Below are 24270 nucleotides of genomic sequence, written 5' to 3' on the forward strand. Positions count from 1 at the left end.
CGGTTGGCTTGCGATCCCGGCCACAGGCGCGGATGCCATCGCGGACCCGACCGGTGGAGCCGGCCGCCCGCCGCGATCGATCGGATTTGCTCATCCTCTGCCGGATTGTGCTTCCGAAACAAAGCGTTCATGGAGGATATGGCCCATCGTCGGCATGAAGGCGATCCCGGCCGGTCGGTAATCCAATCGAAAGCTTGGTGGGGCATCTGCGGGAGGGAGATGGGAAGATTCCGTGGCCTTGATGGTGCGGCGATGCTGCTCCTGGCTTGGGCGTTGCTGGCCGGGCTTCTGCCGTCGAAAGCCTCGGCGAGCGAAATCGTGCTGGGGCCGACCCTCTGTCATGCGGTGAGCGAACGGGTGGTAGCCGCTCGGGAGGCTCCGGCGCCGCTGGCCTGCGGTGGCGAGCCGCGCGGCTATCAGCATGGTTCGCTCTGGTTGCGCACGGATCTTCGCGGATTGCCGGTCGACGGCAATGACCTGATGCTCGTCGTCCACAATTCACGGTTCGATCGCCTGTCCGTGGCATTCCGCTACGCCGATGGCTTCGTGGCGCAATCCGAGGTCCATGGCGGCGATTTCGGATCGCATTGGCGGGCGGGCGGCCAGATCGCTTTCGATGCGCCGATGCGCGACGTGCCCGTCACCGCCATGACCCTGCGCTTCGATCGGCTCGCCAGCGCCAAACTGCTGCGTATGCGGCTGATGGATCATGGCGAGGCGAGCTATGAGGCGATCGCGCTCGCCGGGACGATCGCGACGGCGTTGACCCTCTTGCTGGTCTGTGCGCTCTACAATGCGGGGCTGGCCGTTGCCGTCCGGCGGGCGTTTCCGGCGTGGCAGGCGGCGTGGGCCGGATGCATGGTCCTGTGGGGCGCGATCTGGTCGCAGTTCCACCTCTTCCTGTTCCCCGGAATGGCGGGCGCGCTTTCCGCACAAAGCTGCACCGCGCTGTCCTGCCTCGCGATCACGCTCGCCACGGCGAGCGCCGTGACCGCGATCGACCGCGCGACGCTCCCCGTCGGTCTGCGCAGGGCGGCGCTCCTGTCCGGTATAGCGGTGGGCATCCTCGGCCTGCCTCTGGCGGCCATGCGGTCCGGCCCGATCGTCGAACTGGGAAATGGTCTGGGGGCGCTGATCCTGCTCGATCTGGGGCTTGTCGCGGCCTGCCTCGCGCTCGCTTCTCGGCGGAAAAGCACGGATGCGCGTAACCTCATCGGCGCCTGGTCACTCCCGATGCTGATGCTGGCCGCGCTCCAGATGACGGACCCGAACGCGATCTTCTGGGGGGGCGGGGCGCAAATCCTGATCCTGTTCGCCGCGGCATGGCAGACGCTCTGGCTCTCGATCACCGCCTCGCACAAATATGCGAAGCTGCGCATCGACCGCGACACCGCCCGCATCGCCGAGGCGCAGGCGCAGGAGTTGGCGCGCCGCGATCCGCTCACCGGGCTGCTGAACCGCCGCGGCGTCATCGAAGTGCTGGAGGCGAAATCGCGCCAGGGCGACGATCCCGATGCATCGGTCGCGCTGCTGCTGATCGATGTCGATCGCTTCAAGCGGATCAACGATCAATATGGCCATGATGCCGGCGATCTGGTGCTGATGAGGATCGCATCGCAGATCGTGCGCTGGGAAGAGGCGCGCTGCAACGTGGCCCGATTGGGCGGGGAGGAGTTCGTCATCATCATCGAAGGTCTTGAGATGACGGCCTTGCAGCACTTCGCCGAAAGCGTCCGGGAGGACATCGCCGCCTGTCGGTACGGGCTTGAGCCGGGCGGAGGGGTGACCGTCAGCATCGGCGTGGCGCAGACGACCGGGCACCCCGATTTCCGGGCGCTTTATCGGCTCGCGGACAAGGCGCTCTATGCCGCGAAGCGATCCGGCCGCAATCGTGTCAGCTTCAGTTCCGCCCATAATGACGAGAACGACGGGCATTCTGCGGATACTGGGCTCGGGGAAAGGCATCCGCTCCGGGGCGGTGCATAGAAGCTGCGGCTCGACGAAATGGCGCTCTTCTGCGATCCGCTGGCTCCATGACGGATACACCCAACCGGCTGCGCCGATCCGCGCGCATCATCTTGCTCGACGATGCCGGGCAAGTGCTGCTGCTGCGCTTCGTGATCGAGCGGATGAGTGGCTCCTATATCTTCTGGGCTACACCCGGAGGCGAGGTCGAGCCCGGCGAGGAATTGCTGGAGGCGGCCCGGCGCGAACTGCTTGAGGAAGTCGGCCTGTCGCTGCCGCTTTCGGGGCCGGTGCATCATGCCTCGGGCGTGTTCGAGTTCAAGCATGAGGTGGTCGACAATGTCGACGCCTTCTACCTCGCCCATTTCCATGGCGGGCCGGTCAGTCTCGGTGGTGTCGACGAGGCGGAGCGCGCCGTGCTGCGCGAACTGCGCTGGTGGACGGCCGACGAGATCGAGGCGAGCCCGGTTCCCGTCTATCCGCCGGACCTTGCCGGGGCGGTCCGCAGGCTGGCGACCAGATCCTGAGAGGGGCGTCGGCCGCTGGCAAACCTGCGGAGATAGGCCGGCGGGTGGGTGCCAGTCCTCGGACCGCACGGATCAGGAGCCCAGCAGCGCCGCCATCATCGCGAGGGTGAAGATCACGCCCAGCCCCACCAGTCCGATCAGGCAGATGCCGGCATCTTCGAGCATCGAAGGGCGCCGGCGGGGCGGAAGATCGTCGAACAGATTGCGCGTTTCCATCCGTCTCCTCTCCTCCCTGGGTCGACCAACCCATGAAAATCGAGGAGGTTTCCATTATGACCAGTTTGGAGGGAACCGGCCCGGAAATGCGTGGATGGTCTCAGCCTTCTGATCCGCGCTCCATCATCGCCTTCTGGAGAGGGGAGGCGTGCAGGATCGCCAGTTGCAGGCTCTCCGCGATCCGCGCGGCCTTGGCTTGCAGCGCCTGGGCGTGCGCTTCCGGCAGCATCTCGCCGGTGGTCGATGTCCAGATGCGGAGCCAGCGTTCGAACATCGCGGGCGTGAGGCGCTTCGCATGGAGCATGTGCCTCGCGACCGGATTGCCCTTGTAGCGCCCGGTGGAGAGCATCACCGACGACCAGAAATCCGCGATCCGGGAAAGATGCTCGGGCCAGTCATGGACCGCCTCGTTGAAGACCGGTCCGATCAGATCGTCCTCGCGCACACGGGCGTAGAAGGTGTCCAGCAACGGCGGCAGGGCGGTTTCGAGGAAATCTTGCTTCGACATGACGGCTATGAGGGATGCATGGAAAGCGCCCCTCCATGCAAGGGAGCGCTGCCATCTACGACCATCCCGTCCTTGACGTGGGAAAGCCTGTCGGGGGAGAGGTCTGTCGCAACAGGACGCGGGAGAGGGCAGGAATGAATCGAGCGATGTGGGCGATGCTGGGCGCCACGATGATGGCCGGCGCGGTGCAGGCGGCGGAGCGGCCGGCGATCACCGGCATCTCGCACATCGCGGTCTATTCCGCCGATGCCGCGGCGACGGAGCAGTTCTACAAGGACAGACTGGGCGCGGAGAAACTGCCCGACCCGGAAGATGCGCGCGGCGTCCGCTATCGCTTCAGCGCGCAGCAATTCGTCGAGGTGCTGCCGCTTCCCGCCGGGCAGGGCATCAGCCGGCTGGCCCATATCGCCTTCTCGACCAGCGACGCGGCGAAGTTGCGCACCTATCTGACGGCGCATCGCGTGAAGGACGTTTCCACGGTGCAGAAGGGCGCCGATGGCAGCCTGTGGTTCTCGGCACGAGACCCGGAAGGCAATGAGGTCCAGTTCGTCCAGTCCTCCAATACTGACGACCGTCCGTCCGCGGGGGCGATCAGCGGACGGATGATCCATATGGGCCTCCTGGTGCATAACCGCGCCGTGGAAGATGGCTTCTATCGCGATCTGCTCGGCTTCCGGCCCTATTGGTACGGGTCGATGAAGGAAGGCACCACGGACTGGGTGTCCCAGCAGGTGCCGGACGGGCATGACTGGCTGGAATATATGATGGTCGGCGACGGCAGCACCACGCCGCTTTCCAAGGTTGATGGTCGTGAACTGGGCGTGCTCAATCATTTCTCGCTGGGCGTCCCCAATATGGAGGCGGCGGTGACGACGCTGATCGCCGGGGATCGGCTGAGTCCTCGCCATGACGGGCCGCAAATGGGCCGCGACGGCAAATGGCAGGCCAATCTCTACGATCCCGACGGCACGCGCGTGGAACTGATGGAGTTCCAGCCCGTGACCAAGCCCTGCTGCTCGGCCTTCACCGCCGACAGCCCCACACACTGACGGCGCGGTCGTTCCGCTAGGGCCGGTAACGGCTCGGCGGAACGCCCAGCATGCGCTTGAACATCGTCGAGAAATTCGCCGGGCCGTCATAGCCGAGATCGAGCGCGATCGAGGTGATCGCCTCGCCTGCAGCCAGCCTGGGCAGCGCGACGGATACGCAGGCCTGTTGCCGCCATTCGGCGAAGCTCATGCCCGTCTCCCGCCGGAACAATCGCGTGAAGCTGCGCCGGTTGAGGGCGAGTGCGGAAGCCCATTGGTCGATGGCGGCGGTGGCGCTGGGGCGCTCCAGAAAGGCATGGCAGAGCGCGGCGAGCGCGGGCTGTCGCGGGAAGGGGACGGCGATCGGTATTCGTGGCGCGGAGCGGATCTCGGCGACGAGGAGCCGCATCACCAGCCCGTCACGGCCCTGTTCGTCATATTCGGTCGGGATTTCCGCCGCGGCGACGAGCAACTGGCGCAACAGGGCGGTGACGCCGACGACCCGGCAGGAGCCCGGAAAGACCTCATAGGCCGCAGGCTCGATCAGCACGCTGCGGGTCTGCACCGCGCCAACCATGCGGACGGAGTGCGGCGTTCCCGGCGGTATCCACACTGCCCGTTCGGGCGGCGTCACCCAACTTCCCTCCGGCGTGCTGACGGCGATCACACCGGAGGCCGCGTAGAGGAACTGGCCCCGCCGATGGCGGTGCTCGGCAAGTTCGAAGGAGGCGGGGAACGCGTTGCCGATGCCGACGACCGGCCTCGGCACATCCTCATGATCCTGAGAACGACGCGGTTCCATGGATTGTCCCATTCGCAAAATTGATTGACCCATATGGCGAAGCAGGCCGAACCGAAAGGGGCTATCGCGCGGCGGCACGAGGCAGCAATGGAAAGGCGCCGCATGACGACGGCAACGGCGAGAGCCGGCATGATGACGAACGGCACCGTCTTCGGCGTGATCGTGGCGATCAGCTTCTGTCATCTGCTCAACGACATGATGCAGTCGCTGCTTCCGGCCATCTACCCCGACCTCAAGGCCGAACTGGGGCTGAGCTTCGGGCAGGTCGGGTTGGTGACGCTGGCTTATCAGATCACGGCGTCGATCCTTCAGCCCATCGTCGGGCTCTATGCAGACAAGCGCCCGACGCCGATGGCTTTGCCGGGAGGCACGCTCTTTTCGCTCGCGGGGCTGACGGTGCTGTCTAGCGCGCACAGTTACGGGCTGGTGCTGATCGGCGCCTCGTTGCTCGGGGTCGGCTCCTCGGTGTTCCACCCGGAATCCTCGCGCGTCGCGCGGATGGCGGCCGGCGGGCGACACGGCCTCGCGCAGGCGCTCTTCCAGGTCGGCGGCAATGTCGGGCAGGCGCTGGGGCCGCTGGCGGCGGCGCTGGTCGTCATGCGCTGGGGGCAGTCGAGCCTCGCCTTCTTCGCGCTGCTGGCGCTGTTGTCCGGCACGGTGCTCTGGAACGTCGCGAACTGGTATCGCCATCATGGGCTGACACGGCTCAAGGTCGGCGGTCCGGCAATGACGGCGGGGGCCTTGCCCAAAGGGCGGGCCTTGCGCGGCATCCTCATCCTGCTGGCGCTGATCTTCTCGAAATATGTCTATCTCGCCAGCCTGACGAGCTATTTCACCTTCTACCTCATCCACCGCTTCGGCCTGTCGGTGGAGAATGCTCAGTTGCACCTGTTCGCCTTCCTGGCGGCGGTTGCGGTCGGGACGGTGTTGGGCGGCCCGCTCGGCGATCGCTTCGGGCGCAAATATGTCATCTGGTGCTCGATCCTCGGTGCGCTTCCCTTCACGCTGCTGCTCCCGCATGTCGGCTTGTTCTGGACGGGGCCGCTCACGGTGGCGATCGGACTGATCCTGGCGTCCGCCTTCCCCGCCATCGTGGTGTTCGCGCAGGAACTGGTGCCGGGGAAGGTGGGGATGATCTCCGGGCTCTTCTTCGGCTTCTCCTTTGGCATGGGCGGCCTCGGCGCGGCGGCGCTTGGCTGGATCGCGGATCGGACCAGCATCGAGACGGTCTATCAGCTCTGTGCTTTCCTGCCGGCGATCGGCCTCCTCACGGCCTTCCTTCCCGATGTCGAAGCCGAGAGGCGTCGGTCGTCCGTGGCGTGACGTCCGTTCCTGATGGCGTGCCGGCCTGAGCAGGGCCGGCGGATTTGATTGCGAGAATGTCCCTTGTTTTCATTGCTATGGATGCCCGCCACGATCGCGGCTTCGATCTTCCAGGTGGGACGCAACGCGCTCCAGCGCAGCGTGATGACGTCGGCTGGCCCATGGGGCGCGACGCTGGTGCGCTTCCTGTTCGGGCTGCCCTTCTCTCTGCTGTTCGCTGCCGTGGCGTTCATGCTCGTGCCGGATGCCCGGCCGGTGTTCGGAGGCGCCTTCTGGCTGTCCGCCACGGCGGGCGCCGCGTCGCAGGTGCTGGCGACGGCTGCGCTGCTCGTCGCCATGCACCGTTCGGGGTTCGCGGTGGGGACGGCGCTGCAACAAAGCTCCCTGCCGCTCGCGGCGATGGTCGGGCTGGTCGTCTATCATGATCGGCTGAGCGGCGTGGCCTGGCTGGGCGTTGGCATCACCAGCATCGGCCTCGCCATCCTGACATGGCCGCCGAAGCTGACGCGGACGCCGCACGCTTTTTCCGGGGCAGTTTTCGGGTTGTTGTCCGGCCTGTTCTTCGGTTTCTCGCTCAACGCCTTCCGGCATTCCGCCCTTGCGATGGAGGCGGGGCATCCGGTGTTCGCGGCCATCGTCAGCGTGTGCATCGTTCAGGCCATGCAGGCGGCCACCCTGACCCTCATTCTTCTGGTGCGCGATCCGGCGGCCTTGCGGGCCGTGCTGCGCGACTGGCGCAGCTCGCTCGGCGCCGGACTGTGCGGGGCGTGCGCGTCGTCGGGCTGGTTCGTCGCGCTGGCCCTGTCTCCGGCGGCGCCGGTCAGGGCGCTGGGCGTGATCGAGGCGCCGATCGCGGCGTTCGCGGGGCATCGATTGTTCCGCGAGACGTTGCACCTCAAGCAGATGCTGGCGGGCCTCGCGGTCATCGGCGGGATCGTGATGACGTCGCTCTGGTAGACGCTATGTTCGCGCGTGCCGGCGATGCGCCGCGACGCAGGACAGGACACTCGCCACCACCAGCCCGAACGCGCCGATCTCCAGCGGTCGCGGCAGCCGATGCTCCCACAGGAAGCCGTAGATCAACGCGAACAGCGTCTCGAACAGGATCATCTGCCCCACCATCGTCAGCGGCAGGAGCCGGCTCATCCGGTTCCACAAGGCGTTGCCGACGATCGAGGCGAAGACCGCCACCCCGATCGACACGCCGGCGAAGGTCAGCCACGCGGCGGTTCCGTGGCGGATGGGTTCGAGGAGGAGGGTGGCCGGCACCAGCATCACCGCCTGCGCGCCGGTGACGAGGCCGATCAGCAGGTTCCAGTCATGCGCGGACACATGGCCGAGCCGGGCGAGGCAGCGGCTGTTGCCGACCGCAAAGGCCGTCCAGGAGGCGAGCGCCCCGATCGCGCAGGCGAGGCCGATGACCGATCCGCCCGCCGGCATGGCGATGGCCTGCCAGCCGATGCAGGCCGCTCCCGCCGCGCACAGCAGCAGCGACGGGGTCAGCGCCGGCAAGGCCACGGCGCCCCGATCGCGGCTGCCGATGATCGTGACGGCAACCGGAAGGAAGCCGATGACGAGCGAGGTCATCGCGATGCCGCCGGTCTGCACGGCCGTCGAGAGCAGGATATAGTAGAGCGTGTTGCCGGCCAGTGCGAGCCACGCCAGCGACAGCCATTCGCGCCGCGTGAGCCGGGCGAGCAGCGTGCGCCAGCGGGGCGCGACGAGCGCGGCGGACAGTATCCCATAGGCCAGATAGCGGCCGATCGCGAGTTGGAGCGGGGTGAAGTCGCGCACCAGTTCCGGCGCGAGGAAGACGAGCCCCCAGAGCGCGCCGGCTCCCACGCCGCAGGCGATGCCCTGATAAGTCCGGTGCGTGGCGGACGGGTTGGCGACGGCTATGTCCACGATCGATCCTTGCTGTTCGTCGCGGGGGATATCACGCCCGTTGCGAGGCTTGCGCTCTTGATCGGATGGCCGAATGCAACAAAAACTCGGCCCATGCCCCGGACGAATCTTCGCAAGACGCGCGCCCTCGACGATTTCGATCGTGCGATCCTCCGAATCCTCCAGCGAGACAACAAGACGCCGCAACGCGCCATCGGGGAGCGCGTGAACCTGTCGGCCGCGGCCGTGCAGCGGCGCATCGCGGCGATGGAGGAAGCCGGGATCATCGAGCGCAACGTGGCCATCGTCGACGCGGCGGCGCTTCGGATGACAATCACCGCGATCGTCGAGGTGCAACTGACCGACGAGCGCCTTCCGACCGTGGACAAGGCCAGAGCGGTGTTCCTCGGTGCGCCGGAGGTGCAGCAATGCTATTATGTGACCGGCGGCATCAGCTTCGTCCTTGTGATCGTGTCGCCGGACATGGTGGCCTATGAAGCGACGATCCGCCGCCTGTTCACCCATAATGACGCGGTTGCGAGCTTCCGCAGCCTGATCGCGCTCGATCGCATCAAGACGGGCGCGGAGATCGTCATAGCCTGACCGGCTCCCCGGAAGCCGAAGCGCGCGGCGAAGACGCCGCCGTGCGCCATTGCCGGATCAGCGCCCCGCTCCCCAATTGCGCCTGTCCGCCATCACGCCGCTCATCGGGCGCTATGGTGTTCAGATATCATCGAATAAAATAGCGACCAGGATACGTCGACCACCACTTCCATCCTATAACGGTTGCAGGCGCCCCTCCAGATGGAGTGGAGGCCGCAGTGAGGACAGTGGATGGGCGTGATGGACGATCATGTCATGCATGTGGGTCATTCGGTCACGATGCGATCCGTGGCCGAATTTCATGCCAGCCTCTTGTCGGCGTTCGATCAGGGGCGGAGCGATATCGTGCTCGATCTGTCGGATCTTGGGGAGCTTGACTTGAGCTTCGTCCAGATCGTCGAGGCCGCTCGCAAGCAGATTGTCGGGGCGGGCCGCGACATCCGGTTGCTGCGTCCGGCCGCAGGCCCGGTCGCGGCGCTTCTTATGCGTGCGGGTTTCGACACGGACCCTGACGCTATCGATTTCTGGTTTCATGGAGACTTGTCGGCATGACGGCCTCGATCCTCACCGTTGACGATTCCCCCAGCCTGCGGATGGCGATCCGCATCGCGCTGACCGGCGCGGGCTATTCCGTGACCGAGGCGGGCGATGGCAGCGAGGGTCTCGAAAAGGCGCTCGCCACGCCGTTCGACATGATCGTCACCGATCTCAACATGCCGGTGATGGACGGCCTCACCATGATCCGCGAGCTGCGCAAGGCGCCCAGCATGAGCGGTGTGCCGATCATCTTCCTCACCACCGAATCCGATGATGCCATGAAGCAGCAGGCCAAGGCCGCCGGTGCCACCGGCTGGCTGGTGAAGCCCTTCGTCGCAGACCAGCTCGTCAAGATCGCCCGTAAAGTCCTCGGGCGATGAACGGGCAGGATCCGGTCGCGGCCTTCCGCGTCGAGGCGGCCGAGTTGCTCGACCAGATCGAGCAGGGGCTGCTCGATCTCGGCCATCGGCTCGACGATCGCGAGCTGGTCGACGAAGTGTTCCGGGGGCTGCACACGCTCAAGGGCTCGGGCGCGATGTTCGGCTTCGACGCGCTCGCCACCTTCACCCATCATTGCGAGAGCGCGTTCGATCGTGTCCGCAAGGGGCTGGTGCCGGCGACCGGGGAGCTGGTCGCGGTCATCCTTTTCGCCAAGGATCATATGCGTGCGCTGATCGAAGGCGACGGCGCGGGGCTGGAAGCGGCAGGAGATACGATCCTCGCGCGGCTTCGGGCGGCGATCGAGGGCGCGGCGGGGGCGGATGTGCCCGCTCAGGCGGCCGAGGACGCGCGCGGCGGCTGGCGCATCATCTTCCGCCTGCCGCCGGACGCGATGGCGAACGGCACCAATCCGCTGATGCTGCTCGACGAGTTGCGCGAACTGGGCGAGGCGCGTGTCGTCGCGCGGACCGACGCGATCCCGCCGCTCGCCGATCTGGTGCCGACCCGGTGCCATGTCGGCTGGGAGGTGGAACTCCGCACCCAGGCGCCGAAGAGCGAGATCGAGGACGTCTTCATCTTCGTGATGGACGATATGGAGCTGACGATCGAGCCGCTCGCGTCGTCCGTCGAGCCGTCGCCGGCCCCGCAGCCGGAGTTGCCCGAGGTCGAAACCCCCACGGATGTTGCTGCCCAGCAGGGTCGCCCGACGGCGCGTTCGGGCGAGCATGTCCGGGTGCCCGCCGAGCGGCTCGATGAACTGATGGACCGGGTGGGCGAACTGGTGATCGCGCAGAGCCGGCTTTCCCAGCTTGCCAATGGCGGTGTCGATGTCGTCGCGCTGCGCTCGGTGTCGGAGGAGATCGAGCGGCTCTCCGGCGAACTGCGCGACACGATGATGGTGCTGCGCATGGTGCCGGTCGCGACGCTGTTCGGCCGGTTCCGTCGCCTCGTCCACGATCTCGCGCGCGAGACGGGCAAGGCGATCGATCTCGTCACCGAGGGCGAGAACACCGAAGTCGACAAGACAGTGGTCGAGCGGCTCGCCGACCCGCTCGTCCACCTGATCCGCAATGCCTGCGATCATGGGCTGGAGCCGCCCGAGCAGCGCTTCGCGGCGGGAAAGCCGGCGGCCGGCGTCATCCGCCTCTCCGCGCACCAGGCGGGCGGCGAGGTGGTCATCACCGTGCGCGACGACGGGCGCGGCATCGATCGCGAGCGGGTGCGCGCCAAGGCCGAGGCGCAGGGGCTCATCCAGCCCGGCCAGCCGATCGCGGATCAGGATCTGCTTCAGATGATCTTCCATCCCGGCTTCTCGACGGCGGCGCAGGTGACCAACCTGTCCGGCCGGGGCGTCGGCATGGATGTGGTCAAGCGCACCATCGAGAGCCTGCGCGGATCGATCGACGTCAGCAGCGCGTCCGGCGAGGGATCGAGCGTGGTGCTGCGCATCCCGCTGACGCTGGCGATCATTGAGGGGCTGCTCGTGCGCGTCGGGGCCGAGCGCTATGTGATCCCGCTGGCGGCCGTCGAGGAATGCCTCGAACTGTCGCTGGAGGAGGATCTGCGCTCGCGCGGCCGCAGCTTCATCACGCTGCGCGACCGGCTGGTGCCCTTCCTGCGCCTGCGCGAGATGTTCGCGACCGGCACCCGGCCGGACCCCTATCAGAAGATCGTCGTGATCGCGACCGGGGCCGAGCGCGTCGGCCTCGTCGTCGACCAGATCATCGGCAACCATCAGACGGTCATCAAGTCGATGTCGCCGCTGCACCGGGATGTCGGCACCTTCGCGGGCGGCACGATCCTCGGCGATGGCGGCGTCGCGCTGATCCTCGACGTGGCCCAGCTCGTCGCCATCGGCCAGCAGCAGGAGGAGCGGCTTCGCGCCGCCGGATAAGCCATGCATGAACCGACCCCCATCCTCTGGGATGCGAGCGGCCAGCTCGCGGTGCTGACCTTCGATCTCGATCGGGAGACGTTCGCGATCGAGGCGGTGCTCGTCCGCGAGATTCTCGATCTCCTGCCGGAAACGGCGGTGCCGGGCGCGTCGCCGCTGGTCGGCAGTGTGGTCAATTTCCGGGGCCGGATCATCCCGATCGCGGACCTGCGCCTCGCCTTCGGGATGCCGCGCGCGGAGGCGACCGTCGACAGCCGCATCATCGTGATCGAGATCGAGCATGGTGACGAGGCGATCCAGATCGGCGTGCGCACCGACAAGGTGCATGAGGTTACGTCCCTCGATCGGGCAGCCAGCGAGGAGCCGCCCGCCGTGGGTATGCGCTGGCGCCGTGATTTCGTCCGGGCGTTGGTCCGCCGGAGTGACGGCGTGATCGTGTTGCCGGACCTGCCTTCCATCTTCCGATCGCTTTGCGGCGGCGACGGCGATCCTGCCGTCGGCGCCGCGTCCCTGGTGCCCTGAACTTCCGAGAGGTAATCATGCGAGCCACGATCAAGCTCAAGCTGGGGCTGACCTTCGCCCTGCTTCTCATTCTCATGGCGGCGGCGATCCTGCTGGGTGTGTCGCGCCTGACGCTGCTCAACGATGCGATCGGCCATATCGTCAACGGCCCCGCCAAGCAGCTCGACCTCGCGCGCAGCATCGAGGACGGCGTGGGCCGCGTCGTCCGCGCCGAGAAGAATCTCGTCATGTCGAGCGATCCAGAGCTGTCGCGCGCGATGGAGGGCACGATCGCGAACTGGCGTGGCCGGGTCGACGATATGATCCGCCAGGGCAAGGACACGGCCGCCGCCGAGGACAAGGCGACATGGGAGAAGCTCGACCAGCAGTGGGGCGAGTTCAAGCCGATCAATGATCGTGTCCGCCTGTCCGCCGCGGCCGACAAGGCGGCCGCCACCGCGCTCACCATCGGAGATGGGCGCGCCAAGGCAGAAGAGGTCGGCAAGGCGGCCGAGGAAGTCGCCACCGTGCAGTCGCGCAAGATGGCCGAGGCGGATGACTCGACCGAGCTGCTCTTCCAGTCCGCACATACCAGCATCATCGCGCTCGGCATCGTCGCCTTCATCGCGATGCTGGCGTCGGGGGCTTATATCGCGACGTTCATTTCCCGTGGGCTCGCGACGGCCGGCCATGCGATGCGTCAGGTTGCGGATGGTGACCTGACCCGTACCGTCGAAATCCGCCACCGCGACGAGATCGGCGACCTGCTGGGTCTCGTCAACGACATGATCGAGCGCCTGCGCGGCGTCGTGGGCGATGCGACGGTGGCGGCGCAGAATGTGTCGTCGGGCAGCCAGGAGCTGTCATCCAGCTCCGAACAGCTCTCGCAGGGCGCGACCGAGCAGGCGGCGTCGGCGGAACAGGCCTCGGCCTCGATGGAAGAGATGGCGGCCAACATCAAGCAGAACGCCGACAATGCGGCCCAGACCGAGAAGATCGCCCGCCAGTCCTCCAAGGACGCCGAGGCAAGCGGTGTCGCCGTGGACCGCGCGGTGGGCGCGATGCGCACCATCGCCGACCGTATCGGCATCGTGCAGGAGATCGCCCGCCAGACCGACCTTCTCGCGCTGAACGCGGCGGTCGAGGCGGCGCGTGCGGGCGAGCACGGCAAGGGCTTCGCGGTGGTGGCGTCGGAAGTGCGCAAGCTCGCCGAGCGCAGCCAGACGGCGGCGGCGGAGATCGGTTCCGTCTCGACCGAGACCGTGAAGGCTGCGGCGGAAGCCGGCGAGATGCTGTCCCGCCTCGTACCGGACATCCGCCGCACCGCCGAGCTGGTCTCCGAGATCAGCGCGGCCTGCCGCGAGCAGGATATCGGCGTCGAGCAGATCAACCTGGCCATCCAGCAGCTCGACAAGGTGACGCAGCAGAATGCCGGCGCATCCGAGCAGATCTCCACGACATCGGAGGAACTGGCGGCGCAGGCCGAGGAACTCGAAGCGAGCATCGCCTATTTCCGCGTCGAGGCGCGTGGCGGCGAGCGCACCGCTCCGCGGCCTGCCCCCGTGGCGACACGCCGTCCGGCGGCGGCTCCCGTCCGCAAGCCGGCCGCGCCCACCATGGCCCGCACCAGCTCGATCGCGGACCAGAAGGCCCGCGTGCAGGGCTTCGCGCTCGACCTCTCGCAAGGCGGCCCCGATGCCGAGGATGCCGATTTCGGGAGCCGCGCGGCGTGAGCGGCGAGGCGGAGGATATCCAGGTCGTCACCTTCGGGCTGGGGGCGGAGACCTTCGCGGTGCCGGTCGCGTTCGTCCGCGAGATTCTCGATCATCGCGAGGCGTTCCGCATCCCCAACGGGCCGGACTATCTGCTCGGCCTGACGGATGTGCGCGGCGAGGGCGTGCCGACGATCGACTTCCGCCTCCGGCTCGGCCTGCCGCGCGCCGAGCCGACGCCGGCCACGCGCATCCTCGTGGTGGACGTGCCGCTGACGGACCGGACGCTGGTGCTGGGGCTGGTGGTCGATCGGGTGCTGGATGTCAGCGCCTTCCGTGCGGATGCGATCGAGGGGGCGCCCGATATCGGCGTCTCCTGGCCGTCCGACTATATCGGCGGCGTGGCGCGGCGGAGTGAGGGCTTCGTCGTCCTGATCGACGTGGCGCGCATCTTCTCGTCCGCCGACGCGGCCTTCCTGAAACTGCCGGCTGCCGCCTGATCGCCCGTTTCCCTTCGCCGTCCTTCGGAGCATGGCCTTGCACGCAGCCGTCCACAGCGCGCCGACCGGCGCCGATCATCTCAGCCGCCGCAATTTCGATCGGCTCGCGCGCTACATTCGCGACACGTCCGGCATCAAGATGCCCGACAGCAAGATCACCATGCTCGAGGGCCGCCTGCGCAGGCGTGTCCACGCGACCGGCCAGCCCAGCATCGACGCCTATTGCGAGCGGCTGTTCGAGGCCGACAATCTGGCAGCCGAGGGGCTGCACCTCATCAATGCCGTCACCACCAACAAGACGGATTTCTTCCGCGAGCCCGCGCATTTCCAGTATCTGAGCGACACCGTCCTGCCGGAACTGGCGGAGCGGGGCGTCCGCACGATCCGCGCATGGAGCGCCGCCTGCTCGACCGGGCCGGAGGCCTATACGCTGGCGATGGTGCTCGACGATCGCGTCCGCGCGGCCGGTGCGGGGGATTTCACGATCCTCGCCACCGACCTCGATACCGAGGTGCTGCACGCGGCGCACCGGGGCGTCTACCCGGCCGATATGATCGAGCCCGTGCCCGAACGATTGCGCCGCAAATATCTCCTCTCGCCGCGCGACACCGCCCGCAGGGAGGTGCGCATCGTGCCCGAGCTGCGCAGCACCATCGGCTTCGCGCCGCTGAACCTGATGGACGGCCATTATCCGGTCGGCGCGCCGATGGACCTGATCTTCTGCCGCAACGTGCTGATCTATTTCGACAAGCCGACGCAGCGGCAGGTCGTCTCGCGCCTCCTCGATTGTCTGGCGCCGCAGGGCCATCTGTTCCTCGGTCATTCCGAGACGATCACGGGTTTTGACCTGCCGCTGGAGCAGGTTGCCAACACCGTGTTCCGGCGGCGGCGCTGACATGCGCCCCAAGACCCGCGTCCTCATCATCGACGATTCCGCCAGCGTCCGGCAGACGCTGAAGGCGATCCTGGAGGAAGACCCCGCGCTGGAGGTGATCGCGGCCGCCGCCGATCCCTTCGCGGCGGCGCGCTACATCCAGCAGGAGTTGCCCGACGTCATCACGCTCGACGTCGAGATGCCGCGGATGGACGGCATCACCTTCCTGCGCAAGCTGATGCACCAGTGCCCGGTGCCGGTGGTGATGTGTTCCTCGCTGGTCGAGGATGGCTCGGAGACGCTGTTGCAGGCGATGGAGGCGGGAGCGGTCGATGTCATCCTGAAACCGCGTCTCGGCGTCGCCGATCATCTGGCCGAACAGCATCTCCAGATCCGCGACACGGTGAAGGCGGCCGCCAGCGCCCGCGTTCGCGGGAAACCCCGGATGCCGGCCGTCGAGCGTGTCCCGCGCAAGCTCACCGCCGACGCCGTGCTGCCGCCGCCCGACAACCGGCCGATGAGCCGCACGACCGAGATGGTCGTCTGCCTCGGCGCCTCCACCGGGGGCACGGAGGCGCTGCGCGAGGTGCTGGAGGCGCTGCCCGCCAACGCGCCCGGCATCGTGATCGTGCAGCACATGCCCGAAAGCTTCACCGCGGCCTTCGCCCGCAGGCTGGACGGGCTCTGCGATCTCAGCATCAAGGAGGCGGCGGACGGCGATCCCGTGCTGCGCGGCCATGTCCTGATCGCGCCGGGCGGCCGGCACATGATGCTGGAGCGGCGCGGCGCGCGCTATCATGTCGCGGTGCGGGACGGGCCGCTGGTGGCGCGTCACCGGCCGTCGATCGACGTGCTGTTCCGTTCCGCCGCGCGGGCGGCGGGGGCCAACGCGGTCGGCATCATCATGACCGGCATGGGCGACGACGGCGCGCGCGGGCTGCTGGAGATGAAGCAGGCGGGCGCCCGCACCTTCGCGCAGGACGAGGAGACGTCGATCGTCTTCGGAATGCCCAAGGAAGCGATTGCGCGGGGTGCGGCGGAGCGGATCGTGCCGCTGGGCGATATCGCGCGCGAACTGCTCCGCGCCGCGACGCGCTGAGGGGCGGGAGGAGATTGCCTCCTCCCGCCGCCGACTTCAGAACAGGGCGTCCTCGAACAAATCCTCGTCGCTCGAGATGTCCTCCGCGACGGAGGCGCCGTTCTCTTCGATGCCGCCGGTGACGAGCCGATGCACCTCGCGCTCGCGCGCCATGGTGTAGGTGCCGGCGATGGCGTCGAACAGCGCGTCGAGCAGGGTGGCAGCCTCCTCGGGGAGATCGGCGTCTTGCTCCGCGAGTGTCGCGAGCTGTGCGGCGGCCATGCCGAGCGTGCGGCCAACCTCCGCCTCGCAATTCACATTGTCGGCCGTTTCCCGCAGCATCGCGACCATCGCCGAAGCCTCGCCGTCCAGGCTGTCGAGGCTATGCTGCATCCGCTCGCTGCCCGCCCGGATGCTGGAGAGCGATTCCGCCAGCGTGCGGCCCGCGTCGATCTCGTCGCCTTGTTCCTCCCGGCCGCGGATCGCGCCCGCCGCCGTGCTCAGCCGCTCGAACGTCTGCGAGATCTGGCCGGAGACGATGCCGAGATTGGTGGAGAATTGCCGGATCTCGGTGGCGATGGCGGCGAGTGCGAGCCCATCCTCGCCCATGCGGCGGCAGCGCAGGCCGGTGTTCCATGCCATCTGCTCGACGTCGGACTGGACGTGGCGGACGACGTTGAGCCGTTCGGCGAGGCTCTCCGCGATCGCCGAGGTGGCGCTGCCGAGGTGGTCGGTCTGCTCCTCGGCATGGCGGAGCTGCGAGGTGACGGTCTGGATGTTGGCGATGTCCTGCTCCAGCCGGCGCAGGAAGGACTTACCGTCCGTCTCCGGCGCCGTATCGCTCTTGAGCGCGAGCAGGCGGTCTGCGTCCGGCGCGATGGCGCGCAGATTCCGGTTGAGGCTGTGGGCCTCGCGCAGGAAGTCGGCCGTGGCATCCTCGATCTGCGCCGTCAGCAGCGCGACGATGCGGTTCTCGATGGCCCCTGCCGCAGCGGGGGACTTCGGGCGATGCCCGTCGAGGAAAGCCATCAGGGTGCCGACCCCATCCGCGATATGCTCAAGCCGCTGGCGGGTGATGTCGCCGATCTGGATCGCGCCGAGCGCGGTCGCGAGCTTGGCGCGGATCACGCGGGCGACATCCGCGATACGGCCCGCCAGTGCGGCGGCGTCGCCCTGATAGCGTTGCAGCGCCACGGCGTCGTTGGCGAGCTTGAGCGGCACCTCGGGAATGATGTGGTTGCATTCCGTTGCGAGGCGCTTCTCGGCTTCGGCCATGTTGGTCACCTCGGCGAGCAGGCGCGCGGCCTCCCGCTCGAAACCGGCGAGTTGGCCCGAGCCCAGATCGAGCTGGGCGAACATCGTCTCCGCGAAGCCCGAGAACTCCTCGGCCCCGGCGGCCGCGACCATGATGTTGAGCCCGCAGATGCGCAGGAAGCTCAGCGTCCGCTGGATCTGCGCGACATGATCGCGCAGCGCCTTGGTCGCACCGCCGATGCTCTCCAGCGCCCCCCGCCGTTCGGACTGGATGTGGGGCAGGCGGGCGAGGCTGTCCGCCGCGGCGCGCATGTTGCCGATCGCCGCCTCCGCCGCTTCGCGGTCCAGGGCGTTGGTGACGCCCTCCAGCGAGGAGAGCAGCCGCTCGACGATGTCATAGGCGCTGGCCAGCGCGGCGCCGGCCTGAACGAAGCGTTCGTCGAGGCCGCTCGCCACCGTGGCGAGCGCCGTTCGTACATCGCCGAGCACCGTTTCGCTCGTCTCGGCGTTGGGATTCATCGAATGCAATCCTGCCTCCCCCGGGAACTGAGGCCAGGCGTGGCGACCGGGCCATAGTCTCTTATAGAGGGGACGGCGTGGGCAACGGTCCGGCGCGCCTGAACCGGAGTCGCGGTGCCCCGTTGCCCGAAAGAGGAGCCGTCATGTTTCGCAGCGTAAACCCCGCGACCGGCGAGGAAATCGCCACCCATGCCGAACTGACCGGCGCAGAGCTGGACGCGCGGCTGGACAAGGCGGCCGCCGCCTTCCGCCACTGGCGGGCGACGGATGTGACGGAGCGGGCCGCGCTGCTCGAACGCATCGCCGAGGCCTATGACGCGAACCGCGACCGGCTGGCCCGCACGATCACCGCCGAGATGGGCAAGACCTACGCCTCCGCGCTCGCTGAGGTGGACAAGTGCGCGTCTGCCTTCCGCTATTATGCGCAGCACGGGCCGGCGATGCTGGAGCCCAGGGCCATCCCGATGGCGGGCGGCGGATCGGCCGAGGTGCGCTATCTGCCGCTGGGGCCGGTGCTGGCGATCATGCCGTGGAACTTCCCGCTGTGGCAGGCCGTCCGCTTCCTTGCGCCGACCATCCTCGCCGGGAATGTGGGTCTGCTGAAGCACGCCAGCATCGTGCAGGGCGTCGCCGCGCTGATGGAGCAGATGGTGATCGCCGCCGGCGCGCCGGAAGGCGTGTTCCAGAACCTCGCGATCAGGTCTTCCGCCGTCGCCGGGATCATCGCGGACGAGCGCGTGGTCGCCGTCACGCTGACGGGCAGCGAGGGCGCGGGGCGGGCCGTCGCCGAACAGGCGGGCGCGGCGCTCAAGAAGGTGGTGCTCGAACTGGGCGGCTCCGATCCGTTCATCGTCATGCCGTCGGCCGATCTCGACGAGGCGGTTCGTCAGGCGGTGAAGGCGCGTGTCCAGAATACGGGCCAGTCCTGCATCTGCGCCAAGCGGATGATCGTCCATGCGGACGTCTACGACGCTTTCCTCGACGAATTCTCGGCCGCGATGCGCGCCGTGAAGGCCGGCGATCCGATGGACGCGGCCACCGACATGGGGCCGCTCTCCAGCTTCGAGCAGCGCGACACGGTACTTGCCCAGATCGAGGAGGCGAAGGCCTTAGGCGCGCGGCTGCTGTTCGGCGGCGAAGCGTTGCCGGGCAAGGGGGCCTATATGTCGGCGGGCATCCTCGTCGACGTCGCGCCCGACGGGCCGCTGATGGCCGAGGAGATTTTCGGCCCCGTCGCCATGCTGTTCAAGGCAGCGGACATCGACGAGGCGATCCGCCTCGCCAACGCCATCCCCTACGGCCTCGGCTCGTCGGTCTGGACGCGCGACGCCGCCGAGCAGGAGCGCTTCGTCCGCGAGATCGAAGCGGGCATGACGGCGATCAACCAGATGCTGGCCTCCACCCCCGAGGCGCCCTTCGGCGGCATCAAGGCGTCGGGCCATGGCCGCGAGCTTGGGCCGTATGGGCTGCACGAGTTCATGAACCTCAAGACCGTGCTGCGCCGGGCGTGAGGATGGGAGCGCTCTCGTTTCGTCGTGCGGGGCTGACGGAAAGTCGCCGCTCGGGCATCTAGGCGTCGGAATGGAACCCGCATCGCCACAGCTTATCGGATGGGTCGGCCGTCACATCCTGCCCCTGGAGGCACGGTTGCGCTCGTGGCTGCGCTCCGCTTTCCCGACGATCGACGCGGATGACGTGATCCAGGAAACCTATTGCCGGATCAGCGCGCTCGATTCCGTCGCGCATATCGCCGATCCGCGCAGCTATTTCTTCCAGACGGCGCGCAATGTCGTCCTCCAGCAGATCCGTCGCACGCGGGTGGTGAGCATCGAGGCGGCGAGCGGCCTCTCGGAGTTCGATCATGCGCTGGCCGAGGACGACGTCTCGCCCGAGCGGATCGTGGCGGGGCGGCGCGCGCTGGCGCGGGTGGAGGCGCTGATCGCGGCGCTGCCCGATCGCTGCCGCCAGATCTTCCAGCTCCGCAAGATCGAAGGCGTCTCCCAGCGCGAGATCGCGACGCGGCTCGGCGTCACCGAGACGATCGTGGAGAATGAGGTGACGCGCGGACTGCGCCGCATCCTCGATGCGATGGGCGAGGAGGAGCGGGCCGAGATGCGGGGCCGCGCGGGACGGCGGGGATCGAAGGGCAAGGATTCCAAGGGGAGGCGCGGATGATCGACGATCGCGCTTGCCAATGGGCGGCCCGGATCGACCGGGGCCTCGACGATGTGGAGCGCGTGGCGCTGTCCGCCTGGCTTGCCGAGGATGGCCGCCATCGGGGCGCGCTGCTGCGTGCGCAGGCGGCGCTCAGCCTGCTCGATCGCGGCCGCGCGCTCGGCACGGTCGAGAACGAGCCGGGGTCGGTCGAGAACCATGATCGCCGCCGCCTGCTGCGCGTCGGCGTGGCGGGGATCGCGGCGGCCGTGGCGGGTGGCTTCGGCCTCCGGCACTGGTTGCGGGGCGCGCCGATCAGCACCGCCGTGGGGGAAATCCGCCGTCTGCCGCTCGACGACGGCTCCTTCGCGGTGGTGAACAGCACCAGCCATATCCGTGTCGCCTTCACGCCCGAACGCCGCGACATCGAGCTGTCGCGCGGCGAGGCGTGGTTCGAGGTGGCCCATAACAAGGCGCGGCCCTTCACCGTCTCGGCAGGGCCTGTGCGGGTGCAGGCGGTGGGCACCGCCTTCGACGTGCGCCGCCGCGACGGTGCCTCCGAAGTGATGGTGACCGAGGGCACGGTGAAGGTCTGGTCCACCGCTTCCGACGCCGGGCCGACGCTCGTCACCGTCGGCCAGCGCGCCATCGTGCGCGAGGCGGGGGACGTGATGGTGAGTGGCCTCGCCCCCAATCTATCCGACCAGCGGCTGGCGTGGCGGGAAGGGCGGATCGTCCTCGACAACATGACGCTCGCGCAGGCGGCGGAGGAGTTTAACCGCTATCATGTGCGGACGCTCGAAATCGATCCGGCGCTCGGGAACCGCCAGGTCGTCGGATGGTTCCACACCGACGACCTCGACGGGTTCACGCAGGCCGCGGCCGTGATGGTCGGCGGCCGGGTGGTGCGGGACGGTGACAAGGTGCGCATCGTCCCCTGAAAAATTTTGAGCGTGGCGACGGAAAGCCTCGCCCCGCGCATCTGACCAAGAGCGACGCAAGATCGCCGCGATACTACGGGGAGAATGTTTGATGCGCCTCCTTGCGCATGTTTCCGCTGCCGACATTTCCATGACGGCGCTTGCCATCGCCAGCGCGGCCGTGGTTGCCGCGCCCGCTGCCGCGCAGGGCAGCGTCCGCCCCTTCGATGTGCCGGCCCAGTCCGCCGCGCAGGGCATCGTCAGCTTCGCACAGCAGGCGGGCATCCAGATCCTCGCGCCCAGCGAAGCGACGGCCGGCCGGCATGTCGCCAGCCTGAAGGGCAATTACACGGTGGAGGACGGCCTCCGCCGCCTGATCGCGCCCGCGCGCCTGCGCCTCGTCTCGTTCGACGGCCGCACCGCGGTGATCGCCGATCCCAGGGCCGGCGGCGGCAATGCCGCGCCGCGCGCCGCGTTCAGCAACATCAGCTATGAGCCGCAGTCGGCCGCCGCCGCGAGCGCCCCGGCCGCTGCGCCGCAGGTTGCCGCTGCCCCCGCCGACCAGCAGGCGGCGGCCGAGCAGATGCAGGAGATCGTCGTTACCGGCAACACGTCCGGCAAGCGCACGCTCTTCAACTCCTCGTCCAACGTCACGCTCGCCAGCACGGCGGACATCCAGCGCAAGGCACCGCGCTCGACGGCGGATATCCTCGAACTCGTCCCCGGCATCTTCGTCGAGGGCACGGCCGGCCCCGTCTCGAACAACTATTCCGTCCGCGGCCTGCGCGGCGGCGCGCAGACCTTCATCACGCTGGAAGAGGACGGGATGCCGATCCTCTATGGCGGCGGCGGCGCCGACGAATATTTCCAGCAGGACATCACCATCGATCGCGTCGAGGCGGTCGAGGGCGGCACCTCGGGCATCCTCGCGCCGAACGGCGCGGGCGCGACGATCAACTTCATCTCGCAGCGTCCGAACTTCGACAAGACCGAGGCGCAGGTGCGCTTCACCGGCACGACCTATGGCGACTATCGCGCGGACGGCTATTTCTCGACGCCGATCACGGACAGCCTCGCCTTCAACGTCGGCGGCTATGTCGACAGCACGAAGGGCGTGCGGCACTCGCCGTTCAGCTATAACACCTATCATATCAAGAGCATGTTGGAGAAACGCTTCGACGACGGCGGCTATGTCCGCCTGACGATCAAGCGCGGCGACGAGCATGATCCCTATTATGCCGACCAGCCCTTCGCCGTTTCCGCGAACGGCAAGATCAGCGGCATTCCGGGGCTCGGCACCCAATATGGCAACATCGTCGGCAACGCCTTCAACGACATCAAGGTGCCGGATAGCTGCGCGACCGGCAACTGCATCCGCAACTTCAGCCTGACCCAGGGCATCCACACCACCTCGACCCAATATCGGATCGACGTGGACAAGCCCGTCACCAAGGATCTGAGCGTCTTCCTGCGCGCCCGCTATCTGGACGCCAAGTTCGACTTCAACGGCATCTTCCCCGGCAGCGGTGCGGGCACGGCGGGGCTCGCCTCGGCCTCGACCTATCTCGATCCGACCACCTCGCCCATCGCCAGCTTCCTGGCGCAGGGGCAGGCCGCCTTCCCGACGGCCACACAGTTCGGCCTGCGTGACGTGATGGGCGGCGGCGTGGTGATCCCGGCGTCCGACACGGCGACGTTGAACGCACTGAACGGCAACGGCCTGCTCCAGCAGACCGTGCTCAACCACCAGCTCGTCACGACCAAGGATTTCGGCACCGATTTCGGTACGCGCTGGAACTATGCCTCGGGCGTGATCGACAACTCGCTGACCGTCGGCGGCATGTTCTACAACGTCCGCCATTATAACGATCAGTCGGGCGTCTCGACGCTCATCAACGACGTCAAGGACAACTCCCACATCTACGACATCGTGGCGCTGGACGGCACGGGCAATGTCGTGGGCCAGCTCACCAACAATGGCATGATAAGCTACGGCAACTGGGGGCAGGGCGTGGTGAAGGACGAGATCAACTCGATCTCGGCCTACTTCAACGACGAACTGAAGATCGGCTCGAAGCTGCACATCGACTTCGGCGCGCGCTACGAGCATGAGCATGTCGGCGTCGACATCGGCAACACGGCGGCGGTGAACCAGCCGGTGCCGGCCGGCACGCCGGGCCTCGCGCAAGATGTCGGCAGCACGTTCGACGGCACCTACACCCATGTCGCCAAGTCCTATCACGACTGGGCGGCGACGGTGGGCGCCAACTATGAGCTGACCGACAATATCGCGCTCTATGCCCGCTATGCGCGCGGCTTCCAGACCTTCGGCGGGGATACCGGCGGCACGCACAAGCCGTCCGACCTGACGCTCTACGAAGGCGGCGTGCGTTATCGCGGCCATGGTCTGGCGGCGTCGGTGATCGGCTTCCGCACGATCTTCAACGACCAGTCCTATCAGTTCATCAACCCCGACAACCCGGCCGTGCAGGCCAACGCGCTCGCCAACAACAAGACGGTGGGCGTGCAGGTGGATGCGACGTGGAAGCCGGTCCGCTTCTTCAGCCTCGACGTGAGCGGCGTCTATCAGGATCCGAAGCTGCACAATCTGCGCTTCGACGGCGTCGCCCAGCCGCAATATAACGGCAACACGCCCGAGCGCACGCCGAAGAAGCTGCTGACTGTCACGCCCACCTTCATCCTGCCGGGCGGGCTCGGCGAGATTTATGGCCGGTACAAATATATCGGCAAGATCTTCGCGGACTCGGGCAATGGCGTCGCGCTGCCGAGCTATGGCGTGTTCACGGTGGGCGCGAGCTTCAACGTGACGCAGAAGATCACGGTCTCGGCGAGCGTGGACAACTTGACCAACGTCAAGGGCTTCACCGAAGGCAATCCGCGACAGGGGCAGACCCAGACGATCGTCAACGGCTTCTTCTACGGCCGCAGCATCGTCGGCCGGAACGCGCTCGTCAGCGCGACCGTGAAGCTCTAACAGTTCCCCCCTCCGGGGCGGCCGGCTTGCCCCGG

General features: G+C 67.6%; 23 protein-coding genes. 18 read left to right on the forward strand and 5 right to left on the reverse strand.

The features are described 5' to 3' along the window. Positions 1-252: 252 nt before the first annotated feature. Both FHS98_RS08875 and FHS98_RS08880 read left to right on the forward strand, forming a co-directional pair. Positions 253-1986 carry a GGDEF domain-containing protein gene (locus tag FHS98_RS08875; RefSeq protein ID WP_167103209.1) on the forward strand — a complete coding sequence of 578 codons (1734 nt, stop codon included), beginning with the start codon at positions 253-255 and terminating at the stop codon, positions 1984-1986. Positions 1987-2033: 47 nt separating this feature from the next. Then, positions 2034-2492, forward strand: coding sequence for an NUDIX hydrolase (locus FHS98_RS08880; protein ID WP_167103212.1), 459 nt, complete (start codon positions 2034-2036; stop codon positions 2490-2492). Positions 2493-2564: 72 nt separating this feature from the next. On the opposite strand, the gene FHS98_RS08885 is transcribed toward FHS98_RS08880, so the two are convergent. Continuing rightward, entirely contained in the window at positions 2565-2708 is a 144-nt protein-coding gene (locus FHS98_RS08885; RefSeq protein ID WP_167103215.1) for a hypothetical protein, read from the reverse strand. A gap of 100 nt (positions 2709-2808) precedes the next feature. Beyond that, positions 2809-3216 carry a group III truncated hemoglobin gene (locus tag FHS98_RS08890; protein ID WP_167103218.1) on the reverse strand — a complete coding sequence of 136 codons (408 nt, stop codon included), beginning with the start codon at positions 3214-3216 and terminating at the stop codon, positions 2809-2811. A gap of 134 nt (positions 3217-3350) precedes the next feature. Here FHS98_RS08890 and FHS98_RS08895 point away from each other — a divergent pair, with 134 nt between their 5' ends. Further along, a complete protein-coding gene (locus tag FHS98_RS08895) occupies positions 3351-4265 on the forward strand; it encodes a VOC family protein (protein WP_167103221.1) in 915 nt (304 codons plus the stop codon). 16 nt (positions 4266-4281) lie between these two features. On the opposite strand, the gene FHS98_RS08900 is transcribed toward FHS98_RS08895, so the two are convergent. Beyond that, positions 4282-5046, reverse strand: a complete 765-nt coding sequence (locus tag FHS98_RS08900; RefSeq protein WP_167103225.1) for an AraC family transcriptional regulator — start codon at positions 5044-5046, stop codon at positions 4282-4284. A gap of 129 nt (positions 5047-5175) precedes the next feature. On the opposite strand from FHS98_RS08900, the gene FHS98_RS08905 reads away from it, so the two are divergent. Next, entirely contained in the window at positions 5176-6369 is a 1194-nt protein-coding gene (locus FHS98_RS08905; protein ID WP_208402183.1) for an MFS transporter, read from the forward strand. Positions 6370-6450: 81 nt separating this feature from the next. Continuing rightward, positions 6451-7326: a DMT family transporter gene (locus tag FHS98_RS08910; protein ID WP_243847941.1), complete on the forward strand. Its 876-nt coding sequence runs from the start codon at positions 6451-6453 to the stop codon at positions 7324-7326. 3 nt (positions 7327-7329) lie between these two features. Here the strand turns inward: FHS98_RS08910 and FHS98_RS08915 are convergent, their stop codons facing one another. Next, entirely contained in the window at positions 7330-8274 is a 945-nt protein-coding gene (locus FHS98_RS08915; RefSeq protein ID WP_167103231.1) for an EamA family transporter, read from the reverse strand. Between the two features lie 93 nt (positions 8275-8367). Between FHS98_RS08915 and FHS98_RS08920 the strand changes: the two genes are divergently transcribed. The 9 genes from FHS98_RS08920 to FHS98_RS08960 all read left to right on the forward strand — a co-directional run bounded on the left by FHS98_RS08920 (position 8368) and on the right by FHS98_RS08960 (position 16414). Next, positions 8368-8856, forward strand: a complete 489-nt coding sequence (locus FHS98_RS08920; RefSeq protein ID WP_167104179.1) for an Lrp/AsnC family transcriptional regulator — start codon at positions 8368-8370, stop codon at positions 8854-8856. A gap of 240 nt (positions 8857-9096) precedes the next feature. Next, on the forward strand, positions 9097-9408 hold the full coding sequence (locus tag FHS98_RS08925) for an STAS domain-containing protein (protein WP_243847942.1): 312 nt from the start codon (positions 9097-9099) through the stop codon (positions 9406-9408). Continuing rightward, complete coding sequence (locus FHS98_RS08930) at positions 9405-9773, forward strand: response regulator (protein ID WP_167103234.1); 369 nt, start codon at positions 9405-9407, stop codon at positions 9771-9773. Before FHS98_RS08925 ends, FHS98_RS08930 begins: the two co-directional genes overlap by 4 nt. Beyond that, on the forward strand, positions 9770-11728 hold the full coding sequence (locus FHS98_RS08935; protein WP_167103237.1) for a chemotaxis protein CheA: 1959 nt from the start codon (positions 9770-9772) through the stop codon (positions 11726-11728). The genes FHS98_RS08930 and FHS98_RS08935 overlap by 4 nt, the downstream gene beginning before the upstream one ends. A gap of 3 nt (positions 11729-11731) precedes the next feature. Continuing rightward, positions 11732-12250, forward strand: coding sequence for a chemotaxis protein CheW (locus tag FHS98_RS08940; protein ID WP_167103240.1), 519 nt, complete (start codon positions 11732-11734; stop codon positions 12248-12250). A gap of 17 nt (positions 12251-12267) precedes the next feature. Further along, positions 12268-13962, forward strand: coding sequence for a methyl-accepting chemotaxis protein (locus FHS98_RS08945; RefSeq protein WP_167103243.1), 1695 nt, complete (start codon positions 12268-12270; stop codon positions 13960-13962). Then, positions 13959-14441, forward strand: a complete 483-nt coding sequence (locus FHS98_RS08950; protein ID WP_167103246.1) for a chemotaxis protein CheW — start codon at positions 13959-13961, stop codon at positions 14439-14441. The genes FHS98_RS08945 and FHS98_RS08950 overlap by 4 nt, the downstream gene beginning before the upstream one ends. A gap of 31 nt (positions 14442-14472) precedes the next feature. Next, complete coding sequence (locus tag FHS98_RS08955) at positions 14473-15336, forward strand: CheR family methyltransferase (protein ID WP_167103249.1); 864 nt, start codon at positions 14473-14475, stop codon at positions 15334-15336. A 1-nt stretch (position 15337) separates the two neighbouring features. Then, positions 15338-16414, forward strand: a complete 1077-nt coding sequence (locus FHS98_RS08960; protein WP_167103252.1) for a protein-glutamate methylesterase/protein-glutamine glutaminase — start codon at positions 15338-15340, stop codon at positions 16412-16414. Between the two features lie 36 nt (positions 16415-16450). Here the strand turns inward: FHS98_RS08960 and FHS98_RS08965 are convergent, their stop codons facing one another. Beyond that, the gene (locus FHS98_RS08965; protein WP_167103254.1) at positions 16451-18166 is read right to left on the reverse strand and encodes a hypothetical protein; all 1716 of its coding nucleotides are present in this window, start codon (positions 18164-18166) and stop codon (positions 16451-16453) included. Between the two features lie 143 nt (positions 18167-18309). On the opposite strand from FHS98_RS08965, the gene FHS98_RS08970 reads away from it, so the two are divergent. The 4 genes from FHS98_RS08970 (at position 18310) to FHS98_RS08985 (ending at position 24235) form a co-directional block, all read left to right on the forward strand. After that, a complete protein-coding gene (locus FHS98_RS08970) occupies positions 18310-19677 on the forward strand; it encodes an NAD-dependent succinate-semialdehyde dehydrogenase (protein WP_167103257.1) in 1368 nt (455 codons plus the stop codon). Between the two features lie 70 nt (positions 19678-19747). Continuing rightward, positions 19748-20341 (forward strand): RNA polymerase sigma factor, encoded by a 594-nt coding sequence (locus FHS98_RS08975; RefSeq protein ID WP_243847943.1) that lies wholly within the window; start codon positions 19748-19750, stop codon positions 20339-20341. After that, entirely contained in the window at positions 20338-21261 is a 924-nt protein-coding gene (locus tag FHS98_RS08980; protein WP_167103260.1) for a FecR family protein, read from the forward strand. Before FHS98_RS08975 ends, FHS98_RS08980 begins: the two co-directional genes overlap by 4 nt. Positions 21262-21391: 130 nt before the next feature. Continuing rightward, complete coding sequence (locus FHS98_RS08985) at positions 21392-24235, forward strand: TonB-dependent receptor (protein ID WP_167103263.1); 2844 nt, start codon at positions 21392-21394, stop codon at positions 24233-24235. Positions 24236-24270: the final 35 nt, after the last annotated feature.

It is taken from the genome of Sphingomonas oligoaromativorans, assembly GCF_011762195.1.
GTDB classification, from domain to species: Bacteria; Pseudomonadota; Alphaproteobacteria; order Sphingomonadales; family Sphingomonadaceae; genus Solisphingomonas; species Solisphingomonas oligoaromativorans.